This window comes from Nocardia tengchongensis (genome assembly GCF_054781395.1).
This window is the reverse complement of record NZ_BAAGUM010000004.1, coordinates 557,894-577,806: the sequence shown is the minus strand read 5'-3', so window position 1 is coordinate 577,806 and position 19,913 is coordinate 557,894. Positions and strand designations below refer to the sequence as shown.

Genomic DNA, 19,913 nt, shown 5'->3' with positions numbered 1-19,913 from the left:
GAAGCAGGTGGGGCCGAGGTCATTCGATGCGCAGCAGCGGCTGGGTGGTGCACCGGAACGCGCCACCGAACAGCCGTGACACCGAGAAGTCGATGTACTCCACGGCGATGCCGCGGGACTGGAGCTGCTTGCCGACCCGCTCGAATTGCGGGTCGGTGATGTAGGTTTCGCTGTCGATGGGCAGGCCGTTGGTGGCCATGGCGGCCGCCTCGTCCTCGCTGACCTCGATCTGCTCCCAGTCCCGCACCGGTGCGGGCAGGCCGTCGGGGAGCCGGTCCGGGCAGACGACGACCAAGCCCTCGCGGACCAGGCTCATCGCGCAATCCAGGTGCAGCACATGCTCGGGCAGGCGGACCGGGGTGACGGTGAAACCTTGCGGCTGCAGGAATTTCGCCAGCCAGTGATAGCCGAGCGCATTGCTGGCCATACCGGACAGGCCGACGAACACGTGCGTGCCGAGCACCAGGACATCGCCGCCCTCCAGGAAGGGGCCCGGCCCGGGATTGCCGATGCCCGGCTGGGGCAGCGAAACATAGTGCGCCGCAGCGGGCATCACGCGCTGCAGCAGCAGATCGCGGCTGGTCTGCACTTCGTGGCGGCGGTGCGGGAACTGGAGTACGCCCTCGATCACGTTCTCGCCCACCGTGAACCAGGGATCGCGGACGAAGAAGTTGGCGTAACCGACCGGACCCGCCGCGGCCTTCTCGTCCGCGGTGAACAGGCGCGGCCGCAGCACCTCCACCCCGTGGCGGCGCAGCACGTCGGCGAGTTCGTCGCGCTCGGCCTCCCAGGCGCGCTGTTTGTCCGGGTACACCTCGCCGAAGGTTTTGCCCCAGACCGCGTCCAGGATCGCCACCGCATTCGGTTCCACCGGCAGCCGATGGCCGAGTAGCTCGATATTGTCCGGGGCGCGGAATTCGCTTTGGGAAACCACCACGGTCCGCAACCGGGCGAACTCGCTATCCACGCGAACCTTCTGAGTTGCAGCAGACATGGCATGAACGATATCGCCCTCGATCCTGTCCGGTCGTCCGCGAGTCAAGATTGCGGGTAGTTCGCTGATCCCCGTACCGTCAGGGGCATGGAGTGGCGCGCGCTGGTGCGGATCGCGGCGGTCTACGCGGCCACCGCGACCGCCGGACTGGCGATCATGATGCCCGTCAGCTACGGCTGGTTCTCCTCGGAGCCGCAGAAGGTGGACCTGATGGTCCGCAGCGTGCCGCTGGCCATGGAGTCGGGGGCCATCACCGCGGTGATCGCCGCGGCCGCGGTGGTGAGTGTCGGCAGCGCCCGGGCCGCCTGGTACGCGGCCGCCCTCGCGCTGACCGGGATCCTGGTCAATCACATCGGCCTGCCGTGGATCCAGATCGAATCGCTGACCACCCTGAACTTCGTCGACGCCCTGTGGGCCGGGGTCGTTCTGGGTTGCCTGGCTCCGCTGGTCTGGACGCCCTCCCTCGCGGGCGGCGCGTATCTGTTCGGCTGCGTGAGCTCGGCGGTGTTCGGGGACCTGGCCCAGCCGCCGCCCGACGCGGGCGGGCCGCGCTCGATGGAGCGGCTCTTCGGCGGTGCGCCGCCGGTGTGGCTGATCCTGGTCGCGCTGATGCTGCTCGTGACGCATCTGGTGGCGCGCGATCGCCGCGAGGCGATTCCCGGCGACGGACCGGACTTCTCGCTGGCTCCGATCGTGTCGGGGGTGGTGGCGGTGTTCGTGCTGGCCCGCACGTCCCGGTGGCTCGCCGAGAGCGGTGACCGGTGGCCGGTCGTGGTGACGGCGGTGGCGCTGGTGCTCCTCGGGGCGTTCGTGGCCGCGCTGATCCTGCCCGGCCGTGACGGCACCCTGCTGCTGTTGCTGGTCGGCTTCTCCGCCGCGGCCAGCGCGGTGGTCACGGTGCCGCGCCCGGGGTGGGCGGACGCGCTGGTCGATGTCACGGTGGCGGCCGGGCTGCTGGTGGCGTGGCTGTGGCCGCGCCCGTACCTGGCGGTGGCGGGTTCGATGGTGTTGGCGGCGATGGCGGCGCTGCTCGCGGTCACCGGGGTCTCGACGGTGTACTGGGCGGTGCTCGGGGTGGCGGCCATCGGGCTGATCGGCGGCGGCAGTGTCGGTTCGGCGCTGCCCAGGCGGGCGACGAGCGCGGTGGTCGGCCTGGCGGTGCTGTTCGTGCCGTCGGCGGGAATCGCGTTGCGCGGCAGGCCGTTCGGGCGGATCGGGTATTCGCCGCACTGGTATCGACTCGCGCAGGTGCCGCACGAACCGGTGCCGGCGTACACGGCGCTGGTCATCACGGCGGGCTGCGCGGCGGGGATCTATCTGCTGCGGCGCTGGCGGCCGGTCGAGGTGCGTGTCGCCGAGCGGGCGGCGATCGAGCCCCGGGTCTGATGTGAACGATGCGACGGGAGCGCTGATGCCCGATCGGGCACGAAACGAACGGACGGGACACCGCCATGGCGAACGGTAAACGCGTGGCGCTGGCGCTCGGCAGCGGCGGGGCGCGCGGGTATGCCCACATCGGGGTGATCGACGAGCTGCGCGAGCGCGGTTACGAGATCACCGGGGTGGCGGGGTCGTCGATGGGGGCGCTGGTCGGCGGTCTGTTCGCGGCGGGCAAGCTGGACGAATTCACGTCCTGGGCAACGACTCTGGGGCAGTTCGAGGTGGCGCGGCTGCTGGATCCAGCGTTCAGCGAGCCGGGCGTGATCCGGGCGGGACGGATTCTGGACCGGATCCGGGAGATGCTGGGCGAGCTGTGCATCGAGCAGCTGCCGATCCCGTACATCGCGGTCGCCACCGACATCACCACCGGCCGCTCGACCTGGTTCCGTGACGGCGAGCTCGATGCCGCCATCCGCGCCTCGATCGCCATCCCCGGGTTCATCACCCCGGTGCTGCGTGACGGTCACGTGCTGGTGGACGGCGGCGTGCTGGATCCGCTGCCGGTGGTCGCGACCATGGCGCTGGGGTCCGCGGATCTGCTCATCGGGGTCGACCTGTCCGGTCCGCCCGATCCGGTCTACGACCGTGCGCAGCCGCGGGCCAACTGGTTCACCCAGTGGTGGCGGGCCTCGGCGCAGCGGCTCGGCGCGGCCCGCGCGCCGGAGGAGCCCACCGTCGAGCAGCCGCCCGCGTTGAGCAGCATTCGCGCCACCGATGTGGCGCAGCGGGCCATCGATCTGATGCTGGCCTCCATCACCCGCCAGCAGCTGGCCGCCCACCCGCCCGACCTGGTGATCTCGGTCCCGCAGAACATCTGCGGCACCATGGATTTCCATCGTGCCGCCCCGATCATCGAGCAGGGCCGGGCGCTGGCCGCCGCGGCCCTGGACGGGCTGGCCGTCGGCGACTCCGCCCGCGTGCCCGACTGATCGATTGCCCGGAGGTCGCGGGTACGATCGGCGCGAACCGGACCGGCTCGTCAGGGCAGGTCCTCACCCGAGCGAAGGACTCACAAGCAGCATGAAGTTCGAGAATGTCACCGTCACCAAGCGCGCCAACGTCTACTTCGATGGCAAGTGCGTGAGCCATAACATCGAGCTGGCCGACGGCACCAGCAAGTCGGTCGGTGTCATCCTCCCCGCCACCCTGACCTTCAACACGGGCGCGCCGGAGATCATGGAGCTGCTCGAGGGCAAGTGCAATGTCACCCTGGCCGGCGAGACCGAGGCCGTCGCCTACGCCGGCGGCGAGTCCTTCTCCGTGCCGGGCAACTCCAGCTTCGTGATCGAGGTCGTCGAGCCGGTCCACTACGTCTGCCACTTCGGCTGAGCCGTCCACGCGGTCCGCGGCCCGGTCTCTCGAATGAGGCCGGGCCGCAGTCGTTTTCCACCGGCGCGTGGTAGGTATGGGGGATGACGACGCTGGGAGTGGTGTTCCGGCCGCAGCAACCGCCCGAGCGGCTGCGGGAGGTGGTGCGGGCGGCTGAGGACTGCGGGCTCCAGGAGCTGTGGCTGTGGGAGGACTGCTTCCTCGAAGGCGGGATCGCCACCGCGGCGGCCGCGCTGGCCTGGAGTGAACGGCTGCGCGTCGGGGTCGGCGTGCTGCCGGTGCCGCTGCGCAATGTCGCGATCACCGCGATGGAGCTGGCCACCCTCGAGCGGATGTTCCCCGGGCGCGGGATCTGGGGTGTGGGCCACGGCGTGCAGGACTGGATGGGGCAGGTGGGGGAGCGCGTCGCCTCGCCGATCACCCTGTTGCGCGAATACCTCGAGGCGCTGCGGGCGCTGCTGGCCGGGCAGCGAATCACGGTGCAAGGCAGGTACGTTCGGCTCGACGAGGTCGCCCTGGACTGGCCGCCCGTGACCGCGCCGCCGATCCTGGCCGCCGCGACCGGCCCCCGCACCCTGGCCCTGGTCGGCGCCGCCGCCGACGGGGTGATCCTGACCAGCTCCACACCCGCCGACGGGATCCGCTCGGCCGCCGAGATCGTGCGTGCCGCGCGCCCCGAAGCCGCTGCGGCGCAACCGTATCCGATCGTCGTCTACCTGCTGTCCGCTACGGGCGCGGGCGCCGCCGACCGGGTGGCGGCGGAGCTGCGGGCCGAGCGCCGCGACACCATCCCCGGGATCGGCGTCGCCGGTGACGCCCGGGCGATCGCCGACGCGGTGATCGCCTGGACCGAGGCCGGGGCCACCAGCGTCGTACTCCAACCCACCGGCGACGAGCCCGACCCGTCCGGCTTCGTCCGCTTCGCTACCGAAAAGGTCAGGCCGCTGCTGCCCTGAATCCGGCAGCACCGCACCGGATTCCGGCCCCCTAGGATCAGCGCAGGTCGCGGAAGAACTCGCGAATGTCGCCGACCAGGATTTCCGGTTCTTCCATGGCCGCGAAGTGCCCGCCGCGATCGACGTCCACCCAGCGGGTGATGGTGTTGGACTCCTCGCAGTAGCGGCGGATGCAGACGTCGTGCGCGAAGGCGATGACACCGGTCGGGACCCCGGAATTCGCGGCGGGCGCGCCCCATTCACCGGTCTGCGCGTACCCGACGTAGGCCGCGGACCCGGCGGTGCCGGTCAGCCAGTACAGCATCACATTGGTGAGCAGCCGATCCCGGTCGATGATCTTGTCCGGCACCACGTTCCGCGGATGCGTCCACTCCCGGAACTTGTCCATGATCCAGGCAAGCTGTCCCACCGGCGAATCCACCAGCCCGTAGGCCAGGGCCTGCGGCCGGGTGGACTGAATCGCGATGTAGCCGAACTCTTCCCGCATGAACGCCTGGATCCGGGCCATCTTGTCGCGCTCGAGATCGGTGAGTTCGTCCAGGTCGTTCACCGCCGACTGTGGCGGCAGGTTGGTTCCGCCGTTGACATGCACGCCGAACACCTTGTCCGGGGCCGATCGTGCGACCTCGGGGCTCACCGAGCCGCCGATATCGCCGCCCTGCACGCCGTATCGCTCGTATCCGAGGCGGTTCATGAGTTCGGCCCACACGCGGCCGATCCGCGCGCGCGTCCATCCGGTGTCGGCGACCGGACCGGAGAATCCGAACCCGGGCAGGGAAGGAATGACCAGGTGGAACGCGTCGGCGGGGTCGCCGCCGTGGGCGCGCGGATCGGTGAGCGGGCCGATGATGTCGAGGAATTCCGCCACTGATCCGGGCCAGCCGTGGGTGAGCAGCAGCGGCACCGCATCGGGCTCGGCCGAGCGGATGTGCAGGAAGTGCACCCGCTGGCCCTCGATCTCGGTTAGGAACTGCGGGTACCGGTTGAGTTCGGCTTCGGCCGCGCGCCAGTCGTATCCGGTGCGCCAGTGGTCGACCAGTTCACGCAGCCAGTGCACCGGGACGCCGGTATCCCAGTCGTCGCCGGGCAGCGGGGCGGGCAGGCGTGCGGCGTCGAGCCGCTGGCGCAGATCATCGAGCTGGGTCTGGGGGATGTCGATCCGGAAGGGGGTGATCTGTTCGCTCATGAGATCTACGCTACGAGGTAGTTAGGACAGTTTCGGTCCTAACTGTCTGGCAGAGTTGAAATCATGTTGGAAACTTCGGCCAGATTGCTGCGGCTGCTGTCGTTGCTGCAGACTCCGCGCGAGTGGAGCGGCGCGGAACTGGCCGCCCACCTCGAGGTGGATGTGCGCACCGTGCGCCGCGATATCGGAAAGCTGCGCGCTCTCGGCTATCCCGTCGACGCCACCGTCGGTTCCGCCGGTTACCGTCTGGGCGCCGGCGCGAACCTGCCACCGCTCCTGCTCGACGACGAAGAGGCGGTCGCCGTGGCCATGGGCCTGCGCACTGCGGCGGGCGGCACCATCGCCGGCATCGAGGAGAGCTCGCTGCGCGCCCTCACCAAGCTCGAGCGGGTCCTCCCGTCCCGCCTGCGTCACCGCCTGAACGCCCTGCAGCAGGCGACCGTCGCGGTCCCCGACGGCGGCCCCCGCGTCGAACCCGACACCCTCACCGCCATCGCCGCCGCCATCCGGGACCAGCACCGCCTCCGCTTCGACTACCGAACCCACAGCGGTGAAACCTCGCTCCGTACAACCGAACCCCACCGCCTGGTTCACCACGGCCGCCGCTGGTATCTGACCGCCTGGGACGTCGACCGCGAGGACTGGCGCACCTACCGGGTCGACCGCCTCACCCCGCGTACCCCCACCGGCCCGCGTTTCACCCCGCGCGAGGCCCCGGATCCCGCGTCCCAGGTCTCCCGTGGCGTCACCACCGCGCCGTACCGCCATCATGCCCGCCTCACCCTGCTGGCCGCCGCCGAGCAGGCCGCCGAGGTCATCTCTCCGACAGTCGGTGTCCTCGAAGCGATCGACGCGAACACCTGCATCCTGCACACCGGTGGCGACACCCTCGATGCCATCGCCGTCTACGTCGCGACGTTCGGCTTCGAATTCCGCGTCATCGAACCGCCGGAGCTGGCCGACCACATCCGGGAGATGGCCGCCCGCCTGCAGCGCGCGGCGGAGTGATCGGCGGGCGCGTGGCGGGGTGTGTCAACCCGCCAAGGCGGTCCGGGTGGCGGAACGGATTGCGGTGGTGACGGTTTCGGGCTGCTCGAGCATGATCAGGTGACCGCAGTCGGCGAGCTCGATGGCCTCGGTGGGGCGGAGGGTTTCGTTGAGGCGGGCGCCCGCGGCGGCGGAGAGGATGCGGTTCTTCGCGCCCCAGATGGTGGTGATGGGCGGGAAGGAGGGGGAGGGGTGGAAGGAGTCGAGGGTGGCCAGGGTGGGGAGGTCGCGGGCGATGGCGGCCGGCGGGTACAGGCGGCGGGGCTCCGACCAGCGGTGACGCAGGGCCGTGAAGGACGGGGAAGTCATGGAGCGGCCGCGGGGGCCGAGTTGTTCGCGGACGACGAGGTTCGCGGCGACGCCGGGCAGGCGGATGGCGGACGCGACGGCGTCGAGGGGGAGGCGGGATGCCGTGCGGGCGGTCCAACCGGTCGGTGTGGGTCGCAGAGTGGCGGCCGTCAGCGGGCTGCACAGGACCAGGGCGCGCACGTTCTGCGGGTTGGCGCGGGTGTACAGCAGCGAGAGCGCGCTGCCGAAGCAGTTGCCGACCAGGGTGAGGTTGGTGAGGTTGTGCGCCTCGATGAACTCCGAGATCAGCCGCACGTAGTTGGCGACCGTATAGCCCTCGGTGGGGGAATCGGAGTCGCCGTAGCCGAACAGATCCAGTGCGTAGACGCTGTTGGTGGCGGCCAGCTCGCGGGTCTGATTGGTCCAGATGTGGCGGTCGCCGCCGATATTGTGCAGGAACAGGATCGGATCACCGGATCCGGCGTGGTCGTAGGCCACGGATACGCCGTGATAGTCGAACTCCGGCATCGGGCGCTCTCCTCATTGAGTAGCGGTGCTGCACTGCGGCTGCGGCCTCGAGGGTCGTCAGCACCGACTCACCCTCGCGCGGTATCAAGCCATGCTAGCCGGTACCGCGCGTAACACAAGGTTTGAGGGGAGCGCCCGAGCGCTGGTCAGCGGCTGGATCCGGCGATCACCCCCGTCCCGCGGATCCAGGATTTCAATTCGGCCACGCCGGTGTCGCGGTCCATTACGGGCCGGTATCCGAAATCGCGGGTGGCGGCCGAGGTGTCGTAGGTGCCGGTGCGGGTGAGCACCGCGACCGAGTAGCGCGACAGTGGCGGAGTCCAGTGCTCGGCGAGATACGGTATCCGCCTGAGGGTTTCGATCATCGACACCACGAGCGAGACCAGTCGCGGATCCAGCGTCCGGCTCGGCGGCGGATAGCCGAGGTCGGCGGCGACCTCGGCCAGGAATCCCCACACCTCGGTCCGTTCGGCGTCGGCGATGAAATACGCTCTGCCGCCGACCTTCTCGCTCGCCGCGGCCTTGATCATGGCGTCGACGATATTGTCCACGTGGCACAGCGAGGCGTGCACCCCGCGCCCGCCCGACAGATCCGGCAGGGTTCCCGCGGCGGCCCGATCGAGCAGCCGCACGATCGGCCCGGACCGGTCACCTGCGCCCCAGATGGCTCGTGGCCGCAGCGCGCATGTGGTGAAGTCCGCCGTATTCGCGGCCAGCACCAGCCGTTCGGCGGCGGCCTTGGTCTCGCAGTAGTGGTTCAGGTAGCGGGACGGATACGGTACCGACTCGTCGATATCGATCTGGTCGCCGCCGTCACGATCCATCAGCGCGCTCGGACTCGAGACGAACACGAACCGCCGCGCGCCACCCGCCGCGGCCGCCGCCAGCAGGCGCGCGGTGGCCGCGGTGTTCTCCGCCCAGAAACGGTCGCGGGTGCCGCGCTCGTCCACCCGGGCCGCGCTGTGGAACACGATGTCGACCCCGGAGACCGCGCGCTTCAGGGAAGCGGGATCGCCGAGATCGCCGACCACTCGCTCGACCCGGTCCATGACCGGGGCCAGATCGCGCAGATTACTGCTGGGCCGCACCAGAATCGACACCTCGTGTCGCCCGTCGCCCACCAGCCGGCGCGTCAGCGCCCCGCCCAGGAAGCCGGAGGCTCCCGTCACCAGCACCTTCACGACGCCTCCCGGCCGAGCTGTTTGGCCGCCCACACCGCCAGCCGTTCCCGGCCGATCTTCGCGTTGTGGCGGATGTCCACCGGGAACCCCGGATGGAACAGGAACTCCGTCACCGGCTTGGTGACCTCGAATTCGTCACGCCGCCCGCGCAATCCGCCCTCGACGACCGCGCGGTCGGCCCCGGCTTCGAGCTCCACGCACAGCACCGGCTGCTGCTCGCCGCGCGGGCCCACCCCGACCAACGCCGTGCGGGCGACGCCGTCGACGGTGTTGAACACCTGCTCGACCTGCACGGTGAACATCGGCCCCTGCGCCGTCTCCAGCCGCTGAGTCTTGCGCCCGCAGAACCGGATTCGACCCGCGTCGTCGATCCAGGCCAGATCCCCGGTGCGATGCCAGACCACCTCACCCTCGGTGATCTTGCCGGTCCGGTCGGCGGTCGGCGGCCAGAAGTAGTGGGTGCTGACATTCGGCCCGGACACCACCAGCTCCCCGATACCGTGCGGCCCTGACTGTTCGCCCGCCCGCCCCTCCACGTCCGACCAGTCGGGCAGCGGATCGTCGGTGATGGGGATGATCCGCGCCCGCACGTGCAGGGCGGGCGCGCCCACGCACACCCCGTGTCCGGTGTGCGCCTGCTCCACGAGATCTCCCAGCAGTTCCCGCGATTCGATGGTGGCCATGGGCAGTGCCTCGGTCGCCCCGTAACCGGAGTACACCTTGGCCTCGGCGGGCAGCACCTCCCGCAAGCCGACGATGCAGCTGTCGGGCACCGGCGCGCCACCGGAGTAGATGCTGCGGATGCTCGGCAGCGCTACCCCGGTCTGCCGGACGTGGGCCAGCAGGGGAATCAGGACGGCGGGGGAGGCGAACATGGTCTTCACCTCGAACCGTTCGACCGCGTCCACCACGTGCGCGGGATCGGTCGCACCGACCTGCGAGGGGACCAACGGCGGTAGCACGCAACGGGATCCGAGCAGCAGCTCCAGGATGCCCGCCACCGGCGCGGTGATCAGCGAGGTCTCCGGGGCGACGTGCTCGCGCGCGGCGTCGACCTGATCGATCATGGCCGCGAGATTGCCGTGGGTGAGCACCACCGCCTTGGCGGGCCCGGTGCTGCCGGTCGTGTAGGCGAGCAGCAGCGGTTCGTCGTCGGGCGCGGCCGCGCGCTCGGGTAGGGCGGATGTCGGTGTGCGGCCCCAGCTTTCGAGGGTCGGGCCCTGCCACCAGGAGCGTCCGACGGTGACCGCCACCCGCACCCGGCGGAAGTAGGCGCGGAACACGATGCGCAGCGCCTGCGCCTCGGTGACCCCGACGAACGCCTCGGCGTCGGCGGCGCGCAGGCAGCGCAGCATCTTGAACAGGCCCATGCCGGGGTCGATCACCACCGGCACCGCACCGATCTTGAACAGTCCGTACAAGACCGCGTACAGCTCCGGCCCCGGCCGCACCAGCACGATGGTGCGCACCCCGCGGCCCACACCTGCGGTGAGGAAGCGTTCGGCGACGGTGTCCGACCAGGCGTCGAGTTCGGCGTAGGTGAGCTGCCGATAGTCGGGCAGGCCGGCGCGGGTCCGGCCGTCGGCGTGAATCACCGCCGCCCGGCCGGGATGCGCGGCGACGATATCGCGAAATCGATCGAGAGCGCGCCAATAAACAATGGGCAAGGAATGCGACACACTTCCCCCAGGGAATTGTCGAGGAATGCGAGGAATATGTCGGTGAGGCTACACGGGGCGTTGCGGGACCGCTAGCAGTGGCGGTTCGAATTCGATTGATATACAACGTTTTTAGTGTGTCTCGCGGTACCGACACGGGTTCTTCGCGACCCCCTATCCCACCCCTACGGGTAATCGAAATACCTGGCACTACATGCGGATCGGCAGGGCTGGACCAGCTCTGGTCTACCCATCGGTACGGTAGCTTTTCACTCGGCATCGAGGCCTACGAATATCAGCGCGAGAGCCGAGAAAGCAGGGGGCCACATGCGTACACGCTTCGAATCGATAGGTGCGTACACGCCCAGCACCATCCGTTCCACCGAGGATGTGATCAATGCCCTGTCGGTACCCCGGGCATTGGATCTGGAAAGAATTACCGGCATCAAGAACCGGCGCGTGCACAATAGCGATCCGGAGAATTACGAATCGTCGTTCGTGCTGGCGCAGCGCGCCATCGAGAACTGCCTCGAGTCCTCCGGCTACGCGGCCGCGGACCTGGACGTGATCATCTCGGTGTCGATCACGCGCTTCACCGCGCCCGGGCAGTACTGCTTCGCGCCGTCGTTCGCCGCCCAGCTCGGCGCGGCCATCGGGGCGGGGAAGGCGCTGCACTTCGACCTGTCCAATGCCTGCGCCGGCATGATCACCGGAGTCCTGGTGCTGGACCGCATGATCAAGGCCGGGGTGGTGCGCCGCGGCCTGGTGGTCAGCGGCGAGCAGATCACGCCCATCGCCGAGACCGCGACCCGCGAGATCTCCCAGCCCTACGACCCGCAGTTCGCGGCGCTCACCGTCGGTGACGCGGCCGTGGCGGTGGTGGTCGACGACCGCGGCGACGATGACGACGAGATCCACTACATCGAACTCATGACCACCTCCGCGGGCGCCGAGCACTGCATCGGCATGCCCAGCGACAAGACCACCGGCATCGCCATGTACACCGACAACCGCGCCCTGGCCAGCGAATCCCGCTTCCTGCAAGGCATTTCCCGGATGGCCGACTTCCTGCTCGAGACCGGCCGCGCCTGGGAGAGCGAGAAATACGACTACTGGATCCACCACCAGTTCAGCGGCCCGGCCATCGACTACATCAGCTCGCTGACCGAACGCCACTTCGACACCCCGATGCCGCAGGCGCTCAACATCTACGCCGACTACGGCAACACCGCGTCCACCTCCCACTTCCTGGTGCTGCGCGAACACCTGGCCCAGGGGCGGATCCCGCGCGGCTCCAAGGTGCTGCTGATCCCCGAGGCGTCCGGCGTGGTCTCCGGCCACCTCGCCGCAACCATCTCCCGGCTGGAGGCCTGACATGGACAAAGCATCGCGAAGCGATTCGGTGAGGGGTGGCGGTGGGGCGACGGGTGGGCACACCGCCATCGTTTCCGCGGCCGTGTGCACCGATGCCGACACCGGCAGCTACTTCGAACTGGCCGCCCGCGCCGGACGCCAAGCCCTGGCCGCCGCCCGGATTCCGGCCGACCGCGTCGGACTCGTCATCAACGCCGGAGTGTTCCGCGACAGCAATATCGCCGAACCCGCGGTGGCGGCGCTGATCCAGAAGCGCCTCGAAGTCGGCCTGGAATACGCGACCGGACGGTTGCCCGCCTTCTCCTTCGACCTGCTCAACGGCGGCACCGGCGTCCTGCACGCGCTCATGGCCGCCCAATGCTTCACCGGGCTCGGCGATGTCGAGTACGCGCTCATCGTCGCCGGCGACACCCACCCCTCCACCGAACGCGGGCGCGCGGACTTCCCGTACGCGGCCGGCGGCGCGGCGATCCTGCTGCACGCCTCGGACACCGCGGGCGGCTTCGGCCGCATCTACAGCACGGGGGTGGCGGGCGGACCGAGTGCATGGGCCGACCTGGACGCCGCGGGGACGGACGGCCGCAACGCGCTGACCGTCCGCGCCGAAGGCTCCGACCCGCTCGACCTGGCCGACTCGGTGCTGCGGGAATGCCTGGCCGGCGAGGGCCTCGCGTCCGGCGACTTCGCCACCGGCGCAGCGGTATTGCTGGTCCCGGCGCCCGCCCCCGGATTCCGTGAGCGCGTCGCCTATCGGCTCGGGGTGCCGTCGGCGGCGGTGGCCGGCATCGACCCGTTCGTCGGCGACCCGTACTCCGCCGGACCGGTCCACGCCTACCTGAGCGCCGCCACCCAGGGCCTGCTGGACGACGCGCGCGCCGTGGTCTTCCTCGCCGCCGACGCCGATTCCGCCGCGGCCCTGGTCTACCGCCCGCAGGCGCTCGTCACCGCGTCCTAGGCGAATGTGAAATACACTGTTCGACAGATCATTTCGAAACCCGATGTGCCCCGGCTGATCCTGGGCGTCCACACGCCCTCGCTGCAATGATGCCGCTCCCGCACACCGAAGCTCGCCGTGCCATGTCCGTCAGCCGGACGCATGCCGATTCGGTGAAGGGACAGCAGATGGCGCGGTCGGTCGCAGGGGACCGAGGGGGTACGCCGGTGGGGGCCGGCAGCGCGACGAGCGGCGCGCCCGCGACCCGCACGGGTGCGGGCAGGGCCCGGCCGGATGCGGTGGTGGGCACGCCGCATGTGCCGACGGCCCGGCCGGGGTCGGTCGGTGTCCGAGTGAGCGCGGGCGTGGCCCGGCCGAATACGGCGGCAGGCTCGTCGAATACGCCGACGGCTCGGCCGGGGTCGGGTGGTGCCCGGCTGACGTCCGGCGTGGCGCGGCCCGATGCGGTGGCAGGGCTGCCGAATACGCCAACGGTCCGCTCGAGTGGTCGGTCGAGCGCGGCCGAGGCAGAACGGCTGAGCGTCGCGCGGGCGGCGGCTGTGCTGGGGGAGCATGCCGGGGTTGCCCGGGTGGCGGCGCTCCTCGATCGTGAGGTCGACGAGATTCGATCGGTGACAGCGGAATTGACGCGGGCGGGGTTGATCGTCGACGGGTGCCGGCCGCATCCGGACATGGCGGCCATGGTGTTGCGGGAGCTGCCCGCCGACGAGCGGCGGGGGCTGCACGCGGCGGCGGCGGACGTGTTGTGCCGGGATGGACTGCCGGCGGCCGCGGTCGCCGCGCACCTGGTCGCGGCAGGGGACGCGCGTGGATCGTGGGCGGCACAGGTTCTGCTGGAAGTTGCCGACCACGCCTTCGCCGCCGACGAATTGGACAGTGCGGGGGCGTATCTGGAGCTGGCCTACCGGGCCAGTCGCCGGGCCGACGAGCGGGCCGCGATCGCGACGCGGCTGGTGGCGGTGGAGTGGCGGATCAATCCGTCGGGTCGCACCCGCAATTTCGGGCGGCTCCGGGCGGCCCTGCGCACCGGGCGAGTGCCGTGTCCCGAGCTACCCACGACCGTGCTGCGCATGCTGTGGCACGGTCACGTCCTGCTGGCCGATCACGCGCTGCTGCGCCTGCGTCAGGAAGCGGACCCGGCGACGCTCGGCGACCGGCTCGAATTCCTCGGCGCGTGGCTGCGCTACACCCATCCGGTGCAGGTCCAGCGGCACCCGTGGCTGCCCGCCGCACCAGCGGCGGAATCGGCCCCACCGGAACGGGATTCACCACACAGGCAAGCGGCCGCGCTGCTCGCGGGGCTGTGGGAACAGCGAGCGCCGGAGGAGACGGCGGCTGCCGCGCAACGCATTCTCGCACAGCATCGGCTGACGACCGAGACGGTCGAAGTGCTGGTGGCGGCGGTGGACTGCCTGTTGCACACCGATCGGCTGGACGCGGCGGATGCCTGGTGCCAGTCGCTGCTGGCGGAAGCGACTGCGCGGCGTGCCCCGACCTGGCAGGCGTTGTTCGCCTCGGCGCGCGCGGAAACGCTGCTGCGCAAGGGCAATCCGGTGGAGGCTGCCGGGCATGCGCTGGTCGCGCTGAATCTATTGCCCGCCGAGCAGCTCGGGGTGTGGCTGGGCCGGGCGGTGTCCGTGCTGGTGCGGGCGCTGACCGCGCAGGGCCGGCACGCCGAGGCGGCCGCGCAGCTGGAGCGGCCGGTGCCGCGCGCGATGTTCGAATCCCGTTTCGCGCTGGGCTATCTGCGTGCCCGCGGCGAGCACTGTCTGGCGACCGGGCGAATCGAGGAGGCGGAGCGGCACTTCCGCCGGTGCGGGCGGCTGATGAACGAGTGGGCCCTGGATTTCGCGTGGCTCGCGCCATGGCGCAACGACCTGGCCGCGGTGAGCCTGGCGGCCGGGCAGCCCCGTCCGGCCCGGGAGCTCGCCATCCGGCACCTGGAGGCGATCGGCGGGGCCGAGGGACACCACACCGGCGGGGTGTCACTGCGCCTGCTGGCCGTCACCGCGGACCCGCTGCGGCGGGTGACCCTGCTGCGGCGTTCGGCCGCACTGGCCCGCTCCGGCGGTGACGAACTCGAATTGGCCACGGTGCTGGCCGATCTCGGGTCCGCCTACCGGGCACTCGGAGAGGTGGATCGGGCGCGGCCGCCGCTGCGGGAAGCCGCACGACTGGCCGAGGTCTGCGGTGCGGAACCCCTGCTGGCCCGATTACAGGTGGATCCGGGCCCGGGTGCGCGAGACACGGTGGGCGGCACCGGGTTCGAGGCGCTGAGCCCCGCCGAACGGCGGGTGGCGGAACTGGCCGCCAACGGCAACCGCAACCGCGACATCGCCGAGCACCTCGACATCACCACCAGCACCGTGGAACAGCACCTGACCCGCGTATACCGCAAACTCGCCGTCGCCCGCCGCAGCGAACTGCGCTTCGCCCTGGCCGCCCACACCGAAGCGCGCGACCGCACCGCCGTCGGCTGACGTGCCCGTGGCCCAGCTCCCCGGCCGCGATAGTGGGAGCCGGTGCCGTGCTCGCTGCCGACCGGGTCCTATGGTCCGTGGCTGTGCTCGACCGGTTCGGAGCAGGGCCCGACCGGCCGGGGCACAGTCGAATCCGCGTCCCGGCCGGTCGGGATCCGGGCCCGGATCAAGGTCGGGCATCGATTCGGGCGAACACCTGCGACCGGATATCGGCACTCCTATCGTGAACGCATCGGGAAGGGGTCGTCATGACGGCAACGGACAAGATCCTGATCATCGGTGGGTTGTCGACTCTCACTTACGGGGCGTTGCTGGGGTATCCCCTGGTCGCATTGCGGCAGCGTGCGGGGAATCCGCCCGCGCCGCGTTATCTGAACGTCGCGCATGTCGGGGCGATTCTGCAGGGCGCCCTGGTGTTGGGTCTGGTGTGGGCGGCCCGGCTGTCGGACCTGTCGAGCGGCTGGAACATCACGGCCGCCTGGCTGGTGGTCGCGTCCGGTGCCCTCATCGCGGCCAAGGACACCATCAATTGGCTGACCGGCGTCGAGGACGAGTTCACGGAGAAGGCGCGGACCGCGCCGCTCGGTGTGGCGGGCGCGGTGGCCCTGACGGTGGGCCTGATAATCTTCATCGTGGGGGATCTGGCCGCGGTCTGAATCGGGCTAGTGCAGCGAATCGGCCTTGCTGATCCAGCCGACGATCGCGCGGGTTACGAACGGCGGTGACAACCGCTGCGCCAGACCGGTGAGCTTGGTTTGCAGTCCGACCAACACGTGCGGACCGCGCAATGTCCGGCGGCCGGTCGCGGTGTGCCACACCGCTTCCGCCACATCCTCGGGCGTCAGCCGCACGCCCAGGGTGCTCGCCGACTTCGAGCCGGCGTTCACCTCGGTCATCATGTCGGTCGCCACGAACAGCGGCAGCAGATCGCTGACCGTGATGCCGTAGTGCCGCCACTCCAGGTCGAGCGCCTCGGTGAGGCTGCGGACCGCGGCCTTGCTCGCGCCGTACGCCGCGAGTCCGGGCTGCCCGTAGAGCGCCGACGCCGAGGCCAGGTTGATCACCCGGCTGCCCGGCGTCCGGCGCAGGTAGGGGAGCGCGGCGTGGCAGCCGTTGAGGACGCCCTTGATGTTGACGTCCACCACCCGGTGCTGGCGTTCGAGCCCGATATCCCCGAAGGCCCCCGACACGAGAATGCCGGCATTGTTGACCAGCAGGTCGAGACGTCCTGTGGCATTGGTGAATTCATGCAGCGCCCGATCCCAGCCCGCCGGATCGGTGACGTCGAACGCGCCGGTGACGGTGCGCCCGCCGATCTGCCCGGCGGTCTCGGCCACCGCGTCCGCGTCGATGTCGTAGAGCCCGACCGTCCACTCCGCGCGGGCGAACCGCGCCGCGATGGCGCGGCCGATACCGGCGGCCGCCCCGGTGATCAGGACGGCGGGGCGGGAAGCCTTGTCGGGCTGGGACATCGGGGCCGCTCGGGTCGCGGAGTCGGGAACAGGGGTGGTCCCGCTCGGCGAGCTGCCGCCTCTCTCCGCGGGGGACACGGTCGCCGCACTCATGCGGCGCTGCGGCCCACGCGACCGGGATCGATCATCGCACGATGGAACTCCGCCGCGTCGCGAGCGGCGTCGCGCCCGTCGGCGAGCAGGTCGGCGCCCAGGTGGATGAGGGTGTGCGGCGCGCTGGGCCGCACCTGCAGGCGCAACGCGACCCCGGCCGCCTCGGCCCGTTTCGCCACCGCGAGCGCGTCGGCCAGCAGCATCTCGCGGGAGCCGACCTGCAGCAGAATCGGTGGCAGACCGGTGAAGTCGTGGTTCACCACCGACCAGGCCGGGTCCAGTTCGCCTTCGACCGCGATGCCGCGGCGCACCACCATGTCGGGCCCGAGCGCGGGCAGCACGGCGTCATAGCGGCTGTTGGGGTGCGCGAGGCGGGCGGTGGAGTCGAAATCGGCCCAGGGCGAGGTGACCGAGAGCGCCACGGGCAGCGGCAGTTCCTGCTCACGCAGGGTCAGTGCCAGCCGCAGCGCCAGCCCGCCGCCCGCGGAATCCCCGGCCACGATGATCTTCTCGGGCGGGAAGCCCTCGTCGAGCAGATGCCGGTAGGCGGTGAGGGCGTCGGCGAGGCTCTCGTTGGGGTGGGCGTCGGGCAGCTGCCGGTAGTCGACGGTGAGCACCGGCAGTTCGCTGAGCGCGGCCAGGCGCGCGGTGTGGCGGCGGTAGCTGTGCAGGCCGCCCGCGATGAACGCGCCGCCGTGCAGGTAGAGGATGGCGGCGTCGCGGTCCACGCGCGGGTCGGGAACCGGTGCGCTCCACAGCCATTCGGCGTCGCAGTGCTCGAAGCGCAGCGACTCGCGGCGGGTGCCGCGCGGGGTGCCCAGGATCCGGGCGGGCTGCTCGGAGAGCCGGGTGGCCCGGAAGATCAGGTGGGCCGGGCCGGGTCCGCGGTCGGCGACCCAGGCGCCGGCGCGCAGGAACTGCTGCAGGGTGGTGCGCAAGACAGGGTGCACGAGCCGGGTGCCGATGCGGGCGGGCGGGATCGTTTCCACGATCACCGAGGACCGGGTGCCGGTGCCCGCGGGCACGTGTGAGGGCTGCGGCGACGTCGCCACGGGCGCTCCTGTCCGCGCCGCGACAGGGGGCGCTGATGAGACATCGATGTCATTTCGGCCGAGGGCCGTTGACCATCTTGACCGCCGGAGCGCGGATTGTCATGCACGAGAAGGAAATTCCCACGTAAATCGGGGTCGCGGACCGGCGTTGCGGGCCCTGCGTGGCGCCCCCGTTGCCTTATGCAGGTAAATGCCTGCATAATTTGAGCCGTGCAACCCGAACCCGACATGGACGCGGTCTTCAAGGCCCTGGCCGACGCCACCCGGCGGCAGCTGCTGGACCGGCTCCGGGAGAACAACGGTCAGACGCTGCGCGAACTGTGCGAACGGGTCGAGATGGCCCGGCAATCGGTGACCCAGCATCTCGACATTCTCGAGCGGGCCGGGCTCGTCACGGTGCTGCGCCGGGGCCGGGAACGGGTGCACTACATCAATCCGACCCCGATTCACGACATCGAACAGCGTTGGATCTCCGTTTTCGACCGCCCCCGGCTGGACGTCCTGCGCGCCATCAAAGACCAGGCAGAGGAGTACGCCATGACCACCACGGTGCCGAACTACGTCTACGTCACCTACATTCGCGCCAGCGCCGACCAGGTGTGGAAGGCCCTGACCGACGCCGACCTGACCGCCCAGTACTGGGGGCACGCGAATGTGTCCGACTGGCAGGAGGGTTCGCGCTGGGAACACCGCCGCGTCGACGGCTCGGACAAGCTCGACGTCGTCGGCAAGGTGCTCGAGGCCGACCAGCCCAACCGCCTGGTCGTCACCTTCGAGGATTCCCCGCAGGAGGAGCGCTCGCCGTCGGTGGTGACCTTCCGGATCGAGCCGCACCAGGACATCGTGCGGCTCACCGTCACCCACGAGAACCTGCCGAACGAGGAAATGCTGCAAGGCATTTCGAGCGGCTGGCCCGCGGTGCTGGCCAACCTCAAGTCGCTGCTGGAGACCGGCGCGGTGCTCCCGCAGGCGCCCTGGGAGATGGAGCCGGCGGCCTGCTCCTGATCCGCAACGCGAACGGCACCGGGCGAGCGTGTGCTCGCGCCGGTGCCGTTGGCGTGTGCGCGGCGCCCGGGGCGCCGCTGCGCGCTGCTTAGCGCGGGGCCATGCGGATCGCGCCGTCGAGGCGGATGACCTCACCGTTGAGCATCGGGTTCTCGACGATGTGGCGGACCAGGGCCGCGTACTCGGCCGGGTCGCCCAGGCGCGAGGGGTGCGGCACCTGCGCGCCGAGCGCGTCGATGGCCTGCTGCGGCAGGGTCGCGAAGAGCGGGGTGTGGAACAGGCCCGGCGCGATGGTCATGACGCGGATCTTGAACGAGGCCAGGTCGCGGGCGACCGGCAGGGTCAGGCCCACGATGCCGCCCTTGGAGGCGGAGTAGGCGGCCTGCCCGATCTGGCCGTCGTAGGCGGCGACCGAGGCGGTGTTGACGATGACGCCGCGCTCGCCGTCGGCCTCCTCGACCGCGGCGATGCGCTCGGCGGCCAGGCGGATCACGTTGAACGTGCCGATCAGGTTGACGTTGATGATCTTGGAGAAGGCCTCCAGCGGGAACGCGCCCTGCTTGCCGACGGTCTTGACGGCGTTGCCGATTCCCGCGCAGTTCACCGCGATTCGCAGGGTGCCGAGCTCCTGGGCCGCGTCCAGCGCCGCGGTCACGTCCGCCTCGCTGGTGACGTCGCCGGGGGAGAACACCGCGCGCTCACCGAGTTCCTCGGCGAAAGCCTTGCCGTCGGACGAGGGAAGGTCGAGGATGACGACCTTCGCGCCGGCCGCGTGCAGTTCCCGCACGGTGGCCATACCCAGTCCCGAGGCGCCGCCGGTCACAACCGCGACGATATCTGCTGTCTTCACAAAACCTCCGAATATTCTTGGTCTT

General features: G+C 70.4%; 18 protein-coding genes. 10 read left to right on the top strand and 8 right to left on the bottom strand.

Annotated features, from left to right (window positions below):
- Positions 1 to 19: 19 nt before the first annotated feature.
- Positions 20 to 994 carry a dimethylarginine dimethylaminohydrolase family protein gene (locus ACYVKL_RS07930; RefSeq protein ID WP_379169555.1) on the bottom strand — a complete coding sequence of 325 codons (975 nt, stop codon included), beginning with the start codon at positions 992 to 994 and terminating at the stop codon, positions 20 to 22.
- 87 nt (positions 995 to 1,081) lie between these two features.
- Here ACYVKL_RS07930 and ACYVKL_RS07925 point away from each other — a divergent pair, with 87 nt between their 5' ends.
- The 4 genes from ACYVKL_RS07925 (at position 1,082) to ACYVKL_RS07910 (ending at position 4,719) form a co-directional block, all read left to right on the top strand.
- Positions 1,082 to 2,380 (top strand): hypothetical protein, encoded by a 1,299-nt coding sequence (locus tag ACYVKL_RS07925; RefSeq protein ID WP_379169553.1) that lies wholly within the window; start codon positions 1,082 to 1,084, stop codon positions 2,378 to 2,380.
- Between the two features lie 65 nt (positions 2,381 to 2,445).
- On the top strand, positions 2,446 to 3,363 hold the full coding sequence (locus ACYVKL_RS07920) for a patatin-like phospholipase family protein (RefSeq protein ID WP_379169551.1): 918 nt from the start codon (positions 2,446 to 2,448) through the stop codon (positions 3,361 to 3,363).
- A gap of 91 nt (positions 3,364 to 3,454) precedes the next feature.
- On the top strand, positions 3,455 to 3,763 hold the full coding sequence (ppnP, locus tag ACYVKL_RS07915) for a pyrimidine/purine nucleoside phosphorylase (protein ID WP_357195668.1): 309 nt from the start codon (positions 3,455 to 3,457) through the stop codon (positions 3,761 to 3,763).
- A gap of 83 nt (positions 3,764 to 3,846) precedes the next feature.
- Positions 3,847 to 4,719 carry an LLM class flavin-dependent oxidoreductase gene (locus ACYVKL_RS07910; RefSeq protein WP_379169549.1) on the top strand — a complete coding sequence of 291 codons (873 nt, stop codon included), beginning with the start codon at positions 3,847 to 3,849 and terminating at the stop codon, positions 4,717 to 4,719.
- A 37-nt stretch (positions 4,720 to 4,756) separates the two neighbouring features.
- Here ACYVKL_RS07910 and ACYVKL_RS07905 read toward each other — a convergent pair whose 3' ends face one another.
- Positions 4,757 to 5,905, bottom strand: a complete 1,149-nt coding sequence (locus ACYVKL_RS07905) for an epoxide hydrolase family protein (protein WP_213556331.1) — start codon at positions 5,903 to 5,905, stop codon at positions 4,757 to 4,759.
- Between the two features lie 63 nt (positions 5,906 to 5,968).
- Between ACYVKL_RS07905 and ACYVKL_RS07900 the strand changes: the two genes are divergently transcribed.
- Positions 5,969 to 6,913 (top strand): helix-turn-helix transcriptional regulator, encoded by a 945-nt coding sequence (locus tag ACYVKL_RS07900; protein ID WP_379169547.1) that lies wholly within the window; start codon positions 5,969 to 5,971, stop codon positions 6,911 to 6,913.
- 24 nt (positions 6,914 to 6,937) lie between these two features.
- Here the strand turns inward: ACYVKL_RS07900 and ACYVKL_RS07895 are convergent, their stop codons facing one another.
- The 3 genes from ACYVKL_RS07895 to ACYVKL_RS07885 form a co-directional block, all read right to left on the bottom strand.
- Positions 6,938 to 7,768, bottom strand: a complete 831-nt coding sequence (locus ACYVKL_RS07895) for an alpha/beta fold hydrolase (protein WP_379169545.1) — start codon at positions 7,766 to 7,768, stop codon at positions 6,938 to 6,940.
- A gap of 146 nt (positions 7,769 to 7,914) precedes the next feature.
- A complete protein-coding gene (locus ACYVKL_RS07890) occupies positions 7,915 to 8,949 on the bottom strand; it encodes an NAD-dependent epimerase/dehydratase family protein (RefSeq protein ID WP_379169543.1) in 1,035 nt (344 codons plus the stop codon).
- Positions 8,946 to 10,616 (bottom strand): fatty acid CoA ligase family protein, encoded by a 1,671-nt coding sequence (locus ACYVKL_RS07885; RefSeq protein WP_379169541.1) that lies wholly within the window; start codon positions 10,614 to 10,616, stop codon positions 8,946 to 8,948. Before ACYVKL_RS07885 ends, ACYVKL_RS07890 begins: the two co-directional genes overlap by 4 nt.
- Positions 10,617 to 10,934: 318 nt before the next feature.
- Here ACYVKL_RS07885 and ACYVKL_RS07880 point away from each other — a divergent pair, with 318 nt between their 5' ends.
- The 4 genes from ACYVKL_RS07880 to ACYVKL_RS07865 all read left to right on the top strand — a co-directional run bounded on the left by ACYVKL_RS07880 (position 10,935) and on the right by ACYVKL_RS07865 (position 16,072).
- Positions 10,935 to 11,981 (top strand): 3-oxoacyl-ACP synthase III family protein, encoded by a 1,047-nt coding sequence (locus ACYVKL_RS07880; RefSeq protein WP_357195686.1) that lies wholly within the window; start codon positions 10,935 to 10,937, stop codon positions 11,979 to 11,981.
- Between the two features lies 1 nt (position 11,982).
- Entirely contained in the window at positions 11,983 to 12,936 is a 954-nt protein-coding gene (locus tag ACYVKL_RS07875) for a hypothetical protein (protein ID WP_379169539.1), read from the top strand.
- Positions 12,937 to 13,547: 611 nt separating this feature from the next.
- Positions 13,548 to 15,416, top strand: a complete 1,869-nt coding sequence (locus ACYVKL_RS07870) for a LuxR C-terminal-related transcriptional regulator (protein WP_460771463.1) — start codon at positions 13,548 to 13,550, stop codon at positions 15,414 to 15,416.
- A 248-nt stretch (positions 15,417 to 15,664) separates the two neighbouring features.
- On the top strand, positions 15,665 to 16,072 hold the full coding sequence (locus ACYVKL_RS07865) for a hypothetical protein (protein WP_379169535.1): 408 nt from the start codon (positions 15,665 to 15,667) through the stop codon (positions 16,070 to 16,072).
- 6 nt (positions 16,073 to 16,078) lie between these two features.
- On the opposite strand, the gene ACYVKL_RS07860 is transcribed toward ACYVKL_RS07865, so the two are convergent.
- Positions 16,079 to 16,888 carry an SDR family oxidoreductase gene (locus ACYVKL_RS07860; protein ID WP_379169533.1) on the bottom strand — a complete coding sequence of 270 codons (810 nt, stop codon included), beginning with the start codon at positions 16,886 to 16,888 and terminating at the stop codon, positions 16,079 to 16,081.
- Between the two features lie 89 nt (positions 16,889 to 16,977).
- Positions 16,978 to 18,033 carry an alpha/beta hydrolase gene (locus ACYVKL_RS07855; protein ID WP_379169531.1) on the bottom strand — a complete coding sequence of 352 codons (1,056 nt, stop codon included), beginning with the start codon at positions 18,031 to 18,033 and terminating at the stop codon, positions 16,978 to 16,980.
- A 228-nt stretch (positions 18,034 to 18,261) separates the two neighbouring features.
- Between ACYVKL_RS07855 and ACYVKL_RS07850 the strand changes: the two genes are divergently transcribed.
- Positions 18,262 to 19,038 (top strand): ArsR/SmtB family transcription factor, encoded by a 777-nt coding sequence (locus ACYVKL_RS07850; protein WP_379169878.1) that lies wholly within the window; start codon positions 18,262 to 18,264, stop codon positions 19,036 to 19,038.
- 88 nt (positions 19,039 to 19,126) lie between these two features.
- On the opposite strand, the gene ACYVKL_RS07845 is transcribed toward ACYVKL_RS07850, so the two are convergent.
- Complete coding sequence (locus tag ACYVKL_RS07845; protein ID WP_213556320.1) at positions 19,127 to 19,888, bottom strand: 3-hydroxyacyl-CoA dehydrogenase; 762 nt, start codon at positions 19,886 to 19,888, stop codon at positions 19,127 to 19,129.
- Positions 19,889 to 19,913 lie beyond the last annotated feature (25 nt).